The following is a 13,828-nucleotide window of genomic DNA, read 5'->3' as shown; positions in this document are numbered from 1 at the left end:
AAAAACGCTGGTTTATACCGGCGTTTTTTTATTTCTAAATTTATTGATGTAAAAACTAACATGAATAACTCCTATTTAATGTATTTTAGAGGCGACATGAACTTTGACTCGTAAACATATGATCAAATTCAGGCACCGCGAGATTAAATTCGACACACCTAAAGTAATGGGTATTTTGAACGTGACTCCAGATTCATTTTCGGATGGAGGTCACTTCAGTACAGTTGACACTGCTATGCGGCAAGCTGAGTTAATGGTAAATGCAGGCGCGGCATTTATTGATGTTGGCGGAGAGTCTACCCGCCCTGGAGCGGTGGCAGTTGCATTGCAAGAGGAACTAGATCGAGTTATTCCTATAATCGAAAGCATTGGTAAACAGCTTGATGTCGTCGTGTCAGTTGATACCAGCAAAGCGCAAGTAATGACGCAAGCAGTCGAGAGCGGGGCGGGACTGATCAACGATGTAAGGGCACTGAGAAACGAAGGTGCGTTGAATGCGGCTATACATGCTGCTAATCATTTTAACGTCCCCAGTTGTTTAATGCATATGCAAGGTAAGCCTCAAAATATGCAATATAAACCGCACTATGTCGGCGTTGTTGAAGAAGTGCTTAGTTTTTTCGAGCGGCGCATACAAGAGTGCACTGATGCGGGACTCAATTATCAACATATCTTGATTGATCCTGGTTTTGGCTTTGGTAAAACGTTGGATCACAATTATCAAATTCTGAAAAATTTACAAAAATTCAATAAATTTGAGGTACCTTTACTGGTGGGTATGTCGCGAAAATCGATGATTGGGAATTTATTACAAAGAGATGTTAATCAAAGGTTGGCAGGAAATATTGCCACTGCTACTATTGCCGCCCTTGCGGGAGTTGAGATTATCAGAGTACATGATGTTGATGAAACAATGGACGCTATTAAAATAGTGAACAAACTACAAAGCGTAGAATAAAGGAAGGAAGTTGTATGACCGAACGAAAATATTTTGGTACCGATGGCATTAGAGGTAAGGTTGGCGAAAGTCCAATTAATCCGGAATTTGCCATTAAGTTGGGTTACGCCGCTGGTAAGGTATTAGCAGGGCAAGGCACCAACAAAGTACTTATCGGTAAAGACACCCGAATTTCTGGTTATATGCTTGAATCCGCATTGGAGGCCGGGCTTTCAGCGGCCGGCATTAATATTGGTCTGCTGGGTCCTATGCCGACACCAGCAGTTGCTTACTTAACAAAAACGTTTCGTTCCGAGGCTGGCATCGTGATAAGTGCCTCGCATAATCCTTATTATGATAACGGCATAAAGTTTTTCTCTTCGACGGGGCAAAAATTGGACGACACAATAGAGTTGGCAATTGAAGCGCAGCTGGAAAAACCTATTGTTTGTGTTGAATCTGACAAGTTGGGCAAAGCGACCCGAATTAGTGATGCCGCGGGGCGTTATATCGAATATTGTAAAGGCACATTCCCCTCAGATTTATCACTCAAAGGTTTAAAAATTGTGGTCGATTGTGCGCATGGTGCAACTTACCATATTGCGCCCGATGTATTATCGGAGCTTGGCGCTCACGTAATTGAAATAGGAACCTCACCGAACGGCACTAACATTAACCATCAAGTAGGCGCAACGTCGATGCGTGCGTCTGTTGAAGCTGTTAAAGAGCATAAAGCAGACCTTGGTTTTGCTTTAGATGGTGACGGTGACCGCATCATGATGGTAGATGAAAATGGCAAAGTCATTGATGGTGACGAAATAATTTTCATTATCGCTCGCGAGGCAATGAAAAGTGGTCAATTACAAGGCGGCGTGGTGGGTACTAAAATGTCTAATTTAGGCATGGAAGTGGCATTAGAAAAACTAGGTATTCCGTTTGCTCGCGCCGACGTTGGTGACCGCTATGTAATGGAAATGCTACTCGCTAAAAATTGGAAAATTGGAGGTGAGAATTCAGGTCATGTGCTTAACTTGAACCTAGCTTCTACCGGTGATGGTATTGTTGCTGGACTTCAGGTTATCGCTGCTATGTTGCGATCAAATATGAAATTGAGTGTGTTAAATTCAGGATTCACCCGATTTCCGCAGCGACTTATTAATGTTAAATTTGCTGACTCTAGCAAAAATCCTCTTGAATCTGACGAAGTTAACGCCATTGTTCAAAAGGCAGAAGAGGAAATGGGTGAAAATGGGCGCGTTTTGCTGCGTAAAAGTGGAACAGAGCCTTTAATAAGAGTAATGGTTGAAGCGATTAATAAGAGCCTAAGTGACCTTTGGGCAGAAAAAATTGCCGATGTGGTGAAAAAAGCATCATAAACACCTAACTTACTATCTATTTATCACACTGATACTTGTATAATTGTGAGTGGTTAGTTAATATCACGCCCGCTTTGCAGTGGGCTCGGGAGAAAACATGACAAGTTCTCAAAGAAAACCTTTTGTAGCAGGCAATTGGAAAATGAATGGAAGCGACGAGTTAGTTGAAGCCTTCTCTTCAAAATTAGCCTCAAACCAAGCAGTTGATATTGTTATATGTCCTCCAGCGGTTTATTTATCAAAATTCAGCCAGGCTGCATTTGCAATTGGCGCGCAAAATGTGAGTGAGTTTGCTTCAGGGGCACATACCGGCGAAGTTTCATTGAGTATGATTGCAGAGGCTGGCTGTAAGTACGTTATTCTGGGCCATTCCGAGCGCAGAGAGGCGTATTATGAGTCAAATGAAGTTGTCGCTAGAAAAGTTAAAGCAGCAATAGCGGCAGGCCTTACGCCAATATTATGCATTGGCGAGCCGTTAGAAGTGAGAGAGAGTGGTCAGGTATTTGATTTTGTAAAAGCACAGTTAGATGCAGTTGCGCACGAGTGTGGCGCCCACTATGTAAAAAATTCAGTGATTGCCTATGAACCGATATGGGCAATTGGAACGGGTAAAACAGCAAGCCCGGAGCAAGCGCAAGAGGTACATGCGTTTATTCGAAAAGAGTTAGCAGCACTAGACGTTAGTGCAGCGGCAAGCGTTAGAATTTTGTACGGTGGCAGTGTTAATGCCGCAAATGCAAAAGAGTTGTTTGCAAAAATAGATATAGACGGTGGCCTTATTGGTGGCGCCAGCTTAAAAGTAGAAGATTTTACAACAATTTGCCAAGCAGCAAGTTAACGAGGAAAAAATGTTAGAACAAGTGTTAAGTGTTAGTTATTTGGTCGTTGCATTACTGTTGATTGGGTTTGTATTAATCCAGCAGGGCAAGGGGGCTGATATGGGAGCATCATTCGGTGCCGGCGGTTCTAATACCGTATTTGGTTCATCAGGTTCAGGTAATTTCATGACTAAAATAACGGCTGTTTTAGCGACCTTTTTTTTCGTTATTAGTTTACTTTTAGGTACTATAGCTGCTAATAAGCATGAAAAAGTAGATGAATTTGATAACCTTGAAGTGCCCGTTGTTGAAGAGCCTGTTAGCTCTGAAATTCCAACATTAGCTACCGAGTTGCCTGTGGCATCTGATTTACCGGCACCAGTACCCAACGAAGAAGAAATTAAAGAAGAAGACGTTCCAAACTAGTTGAACGTTTAGTAAGCAAAATGCGGAAGTGGTGGAATTGGTAGACACGCCACCTTGAGGGGGTGGTGGCTTAGGCCGTGAGAGTTCGAGTCTCTTCTTCCGCACCATATACAGGTTCACTAAGAACCAATAAAGACCTGAAAGCCTATTTTAAACGAGGCTTTTAGGTTTTTTTATGTCCAAAGGTAATTAATAACGACTTGTAATAATCAGCTTTTTTAGTAACATCATTGGTAACATTGAAATGTATTTTTAAAGCTGGTGTTACCAAAATGGCCAAAACAACTAAACCACTGACCAATACAGAAGTTAAACAAGCTAAGGTCAAAGATAAGGATTACACCCTGTTAGACGGTGAAGGCCTTCAGCTTAGAGTTAAAACTAGCGGTACTAAAAGTTGGCTATTTAATTATTATCACCCCATTACTAAAAAAAGAAAAAACCTCAGTTTAGGTCAATACCCTGCTTTAACATTAGCTGAAGCCAGAAAACAGCGAGCAAGCTCAAAAGAATTACTGGTAAACAATATAGACCCTAAAGAACATCGTGATGATTTGTTAAGTGATAAAAAACTAAAAATGAGTTTTACGCTTGAGTCTATTGCGCTTGATTGGTTTGAAGTTAAAAAAAGTAAAATCGCTGAAACTACCTCAAGAAGTTTATGGCGTAATTTTGAAAACCATCTATTCCCAAGTATCGGCCATAGGCCAATAGATAAAATACTAGCGCCGGAGGTAATCAAAACGCTAAAACCATTAGCAAGCAAAGGTAGCTTAGAAACATTACACAAAGTAATTGGTCATTTAAATGAAATAATGAAGCATGCCGTTAACACAGGTCGTATCCACCACAACCCGCTTGCCGGTATTAGAACTGCCTTTAAAACCCCCAAAGTTACTCATATGGTAACGATTAGGCCAGAAGAATTACCGGAGTTAATGAAAGCTATTAGTTATTCAAACATTACGTTAGTTACTCGGTGCTTATTGGAATTTCAATTACATACAATGGTTCGCTCTAGTGAGGCGGCCAATGCTAGTTGGGATGAAATAGATTTTGAAAATATGTCGTGGGAAATACCTGCTGAACGCATGAAAATGAAAGTAAAACATACAGTGCCAATAACAAAACAGGTATTAGACCTGTTAGAGCATGTTAAACAGCTTACAGGTGATCGTAAGTATATATTCCCAGCAGATAAGCAACCAAATAAGCCTAGCGGTTCAGAGAGAGCTAACAAAGCATTACAGCGTATCGGATTTAAAGGTCGTTTAGTTGCTCATGGCATGCGTTCGCTCGCTAGTACCACGTTAAATGAGAAAGGCTTTGATAGTGATGTTATTGAAGCTGCGCTAGCTCACCAAGAAAAAAACGAAGTAAGGCGCGCGTATAACCGTAGTGACTATTTAGAACGTAGACGGAAATTGATGTACTGGTGGTCTGAATTTATAGAGCAGGCTCAACATGGAAATTTTAGCACTTCAAATAAAGGTCTAAAGGAGGTTGGTTAAAATGCCTAGTAAAAAAATAATAGATGATTTATCAATAAGTGCGACCTCTGTAGGTATATCTAAATGTAATGATGAGATGATAGATAAACTTAGGGCTTCATTTGCCTTTGATCCGGAATTCAAACTACAGTTGGCAATAGATGAAGCTGAATCTTGGTATTATTCAATTTCCGAAAACCCTAAGAAGTCTACTTTTAAGCAAACTAGAGATAGACTCAATAAGGTAAATAATTTGATAGTTGAGCTTAAAGGTTCTTTTTCTAATCTTAGCGTCAAAGAAAATATTTCATTAATGAGAGCTTCAGAAAATAGACGTATCAAATTTAAATCTAATGACAATCTGAGATATTTAAACCAACTATCTCTAATTATACGTTCATCTATTCGAAATGATTTAGACAAAGTAAGTAGAAACGGTCGAGTAAAAAAAACTGAAAATAGGTTTTTTTTAGACGAGCTTCATAAAGCATTTGAAGTAGGCACTAGCAAAGTAGCAACTTGCAGTTATGATGATTACCAATGTAGATATAAAAGTAAATTTGTCGACTTTTGTGAGCAGGTAATTAATATTTTAGGTTTACCAATATACAATTCTTCCATAGGTGAATTTATGAAATCAAAGGGAAAAAATGGTGATTAAAAAAGTGACTTTATCCCTTTATCTATAAACCATTATTTATTCCATTATTACCCCGAAAAGACTAACAACATTTTTTAAAGGGTAAATATGTACAATATCAATCAACCTAGAATACTTAGAAAGCCTGACGTATTAGCGTTAACCAATCTCTCAAAATCAACTATGTATAATCGTATTAAAGAAGGTTTATGGCCGACACCTATTAGCTTAGGCTCAAGGGCTGTAGGTTTTGTTCAATTTGAATGTGAGACAGTTTTACAAGCCATGATTGCGGGGCAGTCTGCTACTGAAATTAAAGTCCTAGTTAAAGACTTACTAACTCAAAGAAAGCTAGAAATCGGAGGTGGCTACCGTGGAAAAGTTAAAACGAACTAAGCAACTAAAATCACTGTTACATATTCTCGACAATCCGCGAGGAGTATCTGAAAAATCAATTAACAGAGCGGCTCATACAATGAGTGGACGCAACGTTCCCACAGATATTGAGCGATTATATAATATTGAGTTTGTTAAGCCTAGGGTAAGGGGAACAGCCCGTGATGGCAGTAGATATAGTATTTATCAACTAACAGACATTACCCAAGTTCATAATTTGATAAAACTAGTTAAGTATAATTGCTTAACCAATAGATTTAAGTCTATCGACCAAATTTATTTTAACTATGCTATTCAAAGTTATGAGGCCTATTTTAAAGCAGCAGCCGCTAAGAAAAATTAATTTCAAAGCAGCTCTTAATAATCGGCTAGAGGGTAAGTTTTGACGGCTAAACCACGAGCCAATAACCGGAGTATAACTGAGAATTTAAGGTTAGTGAATCCTTACGCTTTATAGCCAGCAGATAAGAGGTTGTTCGTTACTGTACATTAATTGTAGGTTTTTAACCCTACAAATATAGACAGCCTATTACGAATGCCTTTTGTATTGCTTATCGAAGCTGGTAAGGGTCAACTAACTAAGAGATAGGTAATTACTAATATCCTTTCTCTAAATATCTTTATAATTAACTATATATGCCAAACATTACAAAAGATAAAGCGATAACGGTAAACGAAAAAACTTGGTGGGTAAATTCGGCTGGAAGTGGTCTTTTAACGAATTCGATTAAAGCAATGATTAATCAAGTTGATGCTATGTTGAGTCACCATAGCAAAATTCATTTAATCAGGTTTGATTTAAGGTTGTATGAGTATACCGAAACGAACAAAATTATAACGGTATTTAATCGTAAGTTGTTTAAATGGCTAAAGCGTAAATACAACTTAAAGCGAATTGGTTTTATCTGGTGTAGAGAATTAGAAACTGCTAGACAGCAACATTACCATTATGCGGTTATGATTGATGGTCATAAAGCAAATTATCCGTGTGTCATTAACGATAAAATTAAAGATATATGGCAACAATTGGACGGTTCAGCGTACTTCCCTGCGCACTGCTACTACAACATGGAAAGAAATGATTTCCGTTCGATACAAGCGGCAATCTGGCGCATATCCTACTTAGCTAAAAATAGGGGGAAAGGATACAAGCCAGCGCAAACCAAAAACTACGGAGCAAGCAGAATAAGACTTAAATATATCAACTAATTAATTAGTTTTAAATTCAGGTATCTGTTCACCTTCAACACCACATTTCTTTTCACTAGCTATAATCATTAGGTGGTTGTATCGTTGCCTTAAGGCATTAATCTCTACTTGTTCTGACTCACTTAAATCCATAAAGAACAAAGGTACGATAAAGAAAAAACCTGTAATTCCAAGTGCCGTGTTAGTACCTGTCTTTTCTGTTTCTGGAATTAACCTTTGAATTTCAGCTTGTACCAGACTCATCTCTCTTTCCAGAGTGACACAAGACTTGTTGCTATCTCCATACTGCTGAATCATTACTGGGTTGGCTGGCCTGCCGGCGCAAGCTGAAAGGGCGACGACTAATGAAATGGTTCCAATTACAGAGTAAATTTTCAAAACAAATTCCTTGTAGTTACTACTTTTAATATTGTAAAAATTACTGTACTTAATTCTACATTAGAAATCAAAAAATAAACTAAATTACCCGATAAAACTTTATTACAGCCTGTTTTTCGTACAAGAGAAAAGATTGTAATATAAAAATTGAATATACATGAGACTAAGATTTAAGTATGACGAAACTAAAACAGACAAAATACATGAGTGGTGACATTGGGCATTTGATAAATGAAGCTATTCAAAATGAATTAGTCAATTTATCAGCAACACTCGCAGAAATTAAAGACCCAATTCAAAGGTTAAACTTTCTAGCCAGGTTAATGCCGTTTTTTTGCGCGCCTGTTAAACAGTTTGAGGTTAGCATCGCGCGTTCAGAAGTAGGCGAAAATGAAGTGTTTTTTCTTTATTCTTTAGGAGTTACTAACAATGCCAAAAGGCCAACATTACGGCAGAACACAGACGAGAGCTTACACTACAGAGTATTACCGAATACATGCCAATTTTTTAAAACCGTTACTCACAAAACCACTTGGTAGCTATTGTATCAATTCTGAATTTCTAGCTGACGGTCATAAGAAGCTATACCTTGAAGAGAGTAATATGGGCATTCGCTATGTGACTTTCAGTATAAATGATAATCTTCATCAAATAGCGTTAAAACTTGATAACCGCAGCGCAAGCAATAAACTTTATATCACCTGTCCTTACTGTCAAAAGCAACGTCAGCACCTGTATGCTATCAAAACAGCCTATGTCTGCCGTAAATGTATTGGCCTGCATTACCCAAGCCAAAGTGAACGATCTAATGAAAGATTAATTAGACGCATTAGAAAGTTGAGAATACAGCTATGGGGTTATGATTGGCCTGATGTAAATAACATGTTTAAGAATGTTCGATATTGGCCTAAGCCTAAATGGATGCGTTGGAAAACTTTTGAGCAGAAGCGAAATAAGATAACTGAGTTAGAAAACAGATATTGGCCTATGGCTGTTGTTCAAATCAAAACAACTTTTAATGAGTATTTTATGACGGATAGTAAAAAATAAAGGTTTTTCTAAGGTCACTATATTTAAGTTACATCAATCGAATAATACATCCTATTGATATGAGCGAAATCAATGACTAAATTAACAGGTCGCGATTGATCCTTTTTCATAGTTTAATTTTGAGTACAAACCTAATATGGTTGTAAGTTCTTAAGTGACGAAAACGCTAACGGTATTATTATTCAGAAGGTGTAAGATATCTTGTCGAGCGAATCATCAGAAAATGGATTTAATCATGAAAAAGGTATTTTTTATTATTATTTTGTTGGCTGTTCAAGCCTCTTTATACGCAGCTCCTGACAATGGAGTAACGAGCTGTATGGGAGGATTTAACGGAATTAGAGACTTAGTACTAATAATAGATAAAGGTACTGTAGTAACGAAATCAAGTAAGGCTTTCCTTTTAAATCAAAAAGAATGGAAGAAGTATGATGAGTCTGAGGAGTTCTTGGTATTCAAAAAATTGGGCTTTAAATCTTTTGAAGATGAATATGAGTTGTTGATTGTAAGTAAAGATGGAGAGCATATTTCCTCTTATACTGCGGCTAAATCAAGTAATGGAATTTTGTTTGAAATGGAAGAGTTTAAGTGTTCTGGATTCTAACGTGTTAATAGGCACTAAAATTATTCCACTATTTGCTAACCTAACATTATGGCATATCATTTTGAATCGCTACTTTTAATATTACAATAATTATCTGATACGCTTTATATTTTAAAAAAGGAAGAAGCATGAAATTTTTTACATTATCGTTAATGGTATTAGTTAGCATCAATGTCCCTGCTGCTGATGAAAGCTTCAATTGGTTAAAAAGTACTTCAAATCAAAATTCAACATTATCTGGCACTTGTGATTACATCAATGCTCGCGATTTAAAATGTAACCTTCGCCAAATTCAAGTGAAGAAAAAGACTTCACCTGAGGACGTGCTTAAAAGTATTCAAGAAATGAAAGATGAAGTCTATAGCAAACTTCAAAATCAAACCGTAGAAGAGTTTAGAAAAAGCGAGTTTAACGACTTTTGTTCTCAATTAGACGCTAATAAAGATCAAGTTAGTGAAGGCGTTTATACCGTTTTTAATAAAATGTGTAAGGAAACTTCAAAAGATACAATCATTGACGCACTTTCTTACACAGTAAAAATTGAAGGTGAAACCTGTAACGTTAAGGACTTTGACTTAGGTGACTCCATTTTCGAGCGAGTAAATGAAAACAAGTGGGTTAGCACAAATGGGCCATCAGGCGAATGTGGCACTGTCGCAGTATTATCGATAGAAAGAGAACCAGATCATCAATTTCTATGGAACTATGCACAGGTTAGGCACTATACAAACACCGAAACAGAATTGTGTAAACAGTTTGTCGAAGTGAATGAGCCTATGTCGTATAGCTGGAAAGGAAAATCACCAATTGAAATGAGTTGTAAGTTTATTGAGTTTGGTTTTTAGTTATTGAATAAGCCACGTAATGTGAACTTTTAGATTGTTAATCATCAAATGTTTTTCTATAGCAAGGTCATCCGACTGGTTTGACAGTGATGAACTGCTGCAATTCGCTCTTGGACTAAAATGGTTATTAAGATAGTCAGTAGGAACAAGCCGCTACCAAAATGTTGCTGACGGTCCGATTAGATAACATTTTAATATTTTAAACTGTAAGATCGGATATGATTTAATAAACCTTAATTAGCTTTGACACGATCTAAAACGGAAATAACTATTCCCAGTTATTATTTATGTGATTTTATTTTTTAGTAACACTAGTAGTAACACTACTTATATAAAAATTAAGTAAAAGCTATTTATATCAATATTTTAGATTATTTTTTCGAGTCTCTTCTTCGCACCATATAAAGGAAAGACTAGCAATTGACATTGCTAGTCTTTTTTTTTGCTTGATTGTAATAAGCTCATATTTATTCTCCATCAATTACTTCACCTAGCCCTCTTCCTAGCCCTCTTCCTAGCCCTCTTCCTAGCATTCCTTGCAATAAAGACAAATATAAAATGGATAATGGAAATTCAAGTAATCGCGGAAATCTTGTTCGTGGATAAACTGTTTTTCTATCCATAATTGAGCGCAACCGTCGGCTATTAATGCTGCAAAGGTGTATCTTGTGTCTATATCGATGCCTTCAAGTGGTTGAGTTAACTGCTGAGTATTCAATTTAGTTCACCAAAAAATTATGCTGAATCTGTGATTGATAAGCTTGCTTATTGATCACATTTATTAAAACCCCCATATAAAATATAGGCGCTTAGACGTTTAGATGTCTATATTAAATTATTATCACCAGAATGCAAGCTAGCTATGTAAGAAAAACTTACAAAAAAATAGTTGTTATAATTTGTCTGAAAAGCTAGCTTGAAATCTTAAAAGCTAAGCATAAAAACTAAAGTTTGTTTTAGCAAAAAGAAAACGCATAAATAATTAGTTAAAATGACAAGGAAAAAATATGAAAAAGTGGATTTTCGGTGCAATTGCACTGACGCTTGGCGCACCATACAGTTCTGCTTTAGCCGATGAGGGCATGTGGCAGCCGCATCAACTCCCCGATATAAAAGAACAACTCGTCGCAGCAGGGTTAACGTTAAACCCAGATGATATGTCTGACTTATCAAAATTCCCAATGAACGCTATTATTAGCTTAGGCGGATGTACGGCAAGTTTTATTTCGGATCAAGGTTTAGTGGTGACAAATCATCACTGTGCTTATCGTTCAATTCAGCATAATAGTTCAGAAAACAATAATTTACTTGCTAACGGGTTTGTAGCCAAAACAAAGCAGGAAGAGTTGGCGGCAGCGCCTGGTAGTCGCGTGTATATAACTGAATCGTTAACGGATGTGACCGCTAAAGTCACTGATGGAATTTCAGCGGAATTGACGGGTAGTGACTATTATCAAGCAATAGAAAATAAGCGAAAGGTGTTAGTTGCGCAATGCGAAACTAATGGTGATTATCGCTGTTCGGTTTCTAGCTTTCATGGTGGTGTTAGCTATGTATTAATCAAATTATTGGCTATAAGAGATGTACGCTTAGCTTACGCGCCGCCCTCTAGTATCGGTAAATTTGGTGGTGATACTGATAACTGGCAGTGGCCTCGTCAAACGGGTGATTGGGCATTTTATCGCGCTTACGTTGGCAAAGATGGCAAACCAGCAGATTACAGCGAAGACAATATTCCCTTTAGCAATAAAACCTTTTTAAAAGTAAACGCCAAGGGTGTTGATGAGGGTGACTATGTCATGGTGTTAGGCTATCCGGGCAGCACCAATCGCTATCGTACTGCAGTCGAAGTCAAAAACACCTTTACCTACAGCTATCCAACAGCCAAATCGTACCGTCAAGAATATATTGATGTGATTAAGCAAAACTCAGCGCCAGATAGCGATGAGCGTATTAAATACGCCAGTAATATTGCGGGTTTAGCTAATTATGCTAAAAACTATGGCTCAATGGTAGAGAGTTATAATAAAAGCGATATGTTAGTTAGAAAACAAAGCTTAGAAACAGATTTAGTAAATTGGTTAGCTAAAGATACTCAGATGAATACTAAATACGGTGCGAGTTTAGTGACGCTGAATAAGTTGATTGAACAATCAGATGCTACTAAAGAACGTGATTTATTGATGGCTTACATCGGTAGAACTACCATGATGTCTGTCTCCAAAGGCCTCCTTCGTCTATCTCATGAACAAGCAAAGCCAGATGCCGAGCGCGAACGAGGTTATCAAAAACGTGATTTAAAGGGCTATGAGCAATCATTGGCATCCATAAATTCACGTTATGTTGCCGATATTGACAAAGCTCTTTTTAAGCATTTTTTAGCTAAGTATGTTTATTTACCGGCTGATCAACGCGTTGCTACGTTGGACCAATTTTTTGATATTAAAGACACAGACTTAACTAAAGCCAACGCCAAAGTTGACAAAATGTATGCTGATACTAAGTTGGGCGAACTAGACACACGTCTTGCTATGATGAACATGTCAGAAAAAGAGATGCGTGCAAGCGCTGACCCTTTCATTCAATTCGCAGTAAGCCAATTTGACTATAATATGGCACAAGAAAAGCTAAGTAATTCACTGTCAGGCAAATTACAACGAGTGCGTTCTGAGTATATGAAAGCCTTACTTGCATTCAAAAAATCACGCAAAGAAGCAGTTTATGCGGATGCCAATAGCACTTTACGGATCACCTTTGGTAATGTTAAGGGTTATAGTCCACAAGATGGGCTAAGGGCAACGCCTTTCACAACCGCTGAGGGCATGTTGGCCAAGTATATTGCGGGTGATGATGAATTCGATTTGCCGGTAAAGTTGCGTGAAGCTATACAAGCAAAACGATATGGCAGCTACGCTGACGCCAAGTTGAATTCTGTCCCCGTAAACTACCTAAGTACCTTAGATATCACTGGTGGCAACTCAGGCTCGCCAACACTAAACGCAAAAGGCGAATTTGTTGGGCTCGTTTTTGATGGTGTTTACGAGTCTATTATCGGTGGTTGGGATTATGATCCAACATATAACCGAGCTATTCATGTCAGCAGCCCTTTCATGTTGTGGGTTATGGATGAAGTCGACGGTGCCGAAAACCTAATAGAAGAAATGGAAATTGTAAGGTAGGTTTAGGTAAAATAGCGTATCAAGTGGCCAAATACGTCGGCCACTTGATATCTTTTTAATGTTATAAATATAGCGTTACAAAGAATTATCCTAAGTAATATTTACATCGGTTAAGTCGGCTATTATTTGTTGATGGTGTAAGTCGGACTAAACTGTCTTTTATTGCCGCGACGTTGTCGGTCTAACTGACGCTTTGCTCTGCTAATCGAATTATAGAATGCATCCTCAATTGTAATGGCTGTATTTGATGTTGTCGCAGATCCATCCGGTAATAGCTCAATGACCACTGAACATTGAATAACTTTTTGACCAAATTGATCAATGTCGTTTTTGAAAGAAGTATTAACAATTTCAATGATTTGCGTGTATCTTCCCAACTGCATGCTCAGTGTTTCATTCAAGCGTTTCACTTGATCTTCACTTATTTGGACATCAAATTGCACAATTTTGAGTTGCATGACTACACTTATGAAAGGTTTT

Annotated in this window: 16 protein-coding genes and 1 tRNA gene; 15 read left to right on the top strand and 2 right to left on the bottom strand. The window is 37.7% G+C overall.

From position 1 onward, the window contains the following. Positions 1-121: 121 nt before the first annotated feature. From folP to G399_RS0114515, 10 genes are all read left to right on the top strand, one after another. A complete protein-coding gene (gene folP, locus G399_RS0114560; RefSeq protein ID WP_026843765.1) occupies positions 122-958 on the top strand; it encodes a dihydropteroate synthase in 837 nt (278 codons plus the stop codon). A gap of 14 nt (positions 959-972) precedes the next feature. Then, positions 973-2,313 carry a phosphoglucosamine mutase gene (gene glmM, locus G399_RS0114555; RefSeq protein WP_006010316.1) on the top strand — a complete coding sequence of 447 codons (1,341 nt, stop codon included), beginning with the start codon at positions 973-975 and terminating at the stop codon, positions 2,311-2,313. A 97-nt stretch (positions 2,314-2,410) separates the two neighbouring features. Beyond that, the gene (gene tpiA, locus G399_RS0114550; protein ID WP_006010315.1) at positions 2,411-3,151 is read left to right on the top strand and encodes a triose-phosphate isomerase; all 741 of its coding nucleotides are present in this window, start codon (positions 2,411-2,413) and stop codon (positions 3,149-3,151) included. A gap of 10 nt (positions 3,152-3,161) precedes the next feature. Further along, positions 3,162-3,557, top strand: a complete 396-nt coding sequence (secG, locus tag G399_RS0114545; protein WP_006010314.1) for a preprotein translocase subunit SecG — start codon at positions 3,162-3,164, stop codon at positions 3,555-3,557. Between the two features lie 22 nt (positions 3,558-3,579). Beyond that, a tRNA-Leu gene (locus tag G399_RS0114540) sits at positions 3,580-3,664 on the top strand. Between the two features lie 165 nt (positions 3,665-3,829). Beyond that, on the top strand, positions 3,830-5,068 hold the full coding sequence (locus G399_RS0114535; protein ID WP_006010312.1) for an integrase domain-containing protein: 1,239 nt from the start codon (positions 3,830-3,832) through the stop codon (positions 5,066-5,068). Between the two features lies 1 nt (position 5,069). After that, on the top strand, positions 5,070-5,708 hold the full coding sequence (locus tag G399_RS0114530) for a hypothetical protein (protein ID WP_006010310.1): 639 nt from the start codon (positions 5,070-5,072) through the stop codon (positions 5,706-5,708). Positions 5,709-5,795: 87 nt separating this feature from the next. After that, positions 5,796-6,083 carry a helix-turn-helix transcriptional regulator gene (locus tag G399_RS0114525; protein ID WP_006010308.1) on the top strand — a complete coding sequence of 96 codons (288 nt, stop codon included), beginning with the start codon at positions 5,796-5,798 and terminating at the stop codon, positions 6,081-6,083. After that, a complete protein-coding gene (locus tag G399_RS0114520) occupies positions 6,061-6,426 on the top strand; it encodes a hypothetical protein (protein ID WP_006010305.1) in 366 nt (121 codons plus the stop codon). The genes G399_RS0114525 and G399_RS0114520 overlap by 23 nt, the downstream gene beginning before the upstream one ends. A gap of 293 nt (positions 6,427-6,719) precedes the next feature. Then, positions 6,720-7,292: a YagK/YfjJ domain-containing protein gene (locus G399_RS0114515; RefSeq protein ID WP_006010303.1), complete on the top strand. Its 573-nt coding sequence runs from the start codon at positions 6,720-6,722 to the stop codon at positions 7,290-7,292. On the opposite strand, the gene G399_RS20800 is transcribed toward G399_RS0114515, so the two are convergent. Next, positions 7,293-7,670, bottom strand: a complete 378-nt coding sequence (locus tag G399_RS20800; RefSeq protein ID WP_051288584.1) for a hypothetical protein — start codon at positions 7,668-7,670, stop codon at positions 7,293-7,295. A gap of 176 nt (positions 7,671-7,846) precedes the next feature. On the opposite strand from G399_RS20800, the gene G399_RS22375 reads away from it, so the two are divergent. The 5 genes from G399_RS22375 to G399_RS0114480 all read left to right on the top strand — a co-directional run bounded on the left by G399_RS22375 (position 7,847) and on the right by G399_RS0114480 (position 13,348). Then, the gene (locus tag G399_RS22375) at positions 7,847-8,209 is read left to right on the top strand and encodes a hypothetical protein (protein WP_193362907.1); all 363 of its coding nucleotides are present in this window, start codon (positions 7,847-7,849) and stop codon (positions 8,207-8,209) included. Positions 8,210-8,273: 64 nt separating this feature from the next. Further along, positions 8,274-8,720: a hypothetical protein gene (locus tag G399_RS0114500; protein WP_193362906.1), complete on the top strand. Its 447-nt coding sequence runs from the start codon at positions 8,274-8,276 to the stop codon at positions 8,718-8,720. 235 nt (positions 8,721-8,955) lie between these two features. After that, positions 8,956-9,324: a hypothetical protein gene (locus G399_RS0114495; RefSeq protein ID WP_154658923.1), complete on the top strand. Its 369-nt coding sequence runs from the start codon at positions 8,956-8,958 to the stop codon at positions 9,322-9,324. Between the two features lie 128 nt (positions 9,325-9,452). After that, positions 9,453-10,169, top strand: a complete 717-nt coding sequence (locus tag G399_RS0114490) for a hypothetical protein (protein ID WP_006010293.1) — start codon at positions 9,453-9,455, stop codon at positions 10,167-10,169. A gap of 1,007 nt (positions 10,170-11,176) precedes the next feature. Further along, positions 11,177-13,348 (top strand): S46 family peptidase, encoded by a 2,172-nt coding sequence (locus G399_RS0114480; protein ID WP_006010291.1) that lies wholly within the window; start codon positions 11,177-11,179, stop codon positions 13,346-13,348. A gap of 122 nt (positions 13,349-13,470) precedes the next feature. On the opposite strand, the gene G399_RS0114475 is transcribed toward G399_RS0114480, so the two are convergent. Continuing rightward, positions 13,471-13,806: a hypothetical protein gene (locus G399_RS0114475; RefSeq protein ID WP_006010290.1), complete on the bottom strand. Its 336-nt coding sequence runs from the start codon at positions 13,804-13,806 to the stop codon at positions 13,471-13,473. Positions 13,807-13,828: the final 22 nt, after the last annotated feature.

Origin of the sequence: Brumicola pallidula DSM 14239 = ACAM 615, assembly GCF_000428905.1 — a bacterium.
Classification (GTDB): domain Bacteria; phylum Pseudomonadota; class Gammaproteobacteria; order Enterobacterales; family Alteromonadaceae; genus Glaciecola; species Glaciecola pallidula.
This window is presented reverse-complemented; position numbering and strand designations above follow the sequence as displayed.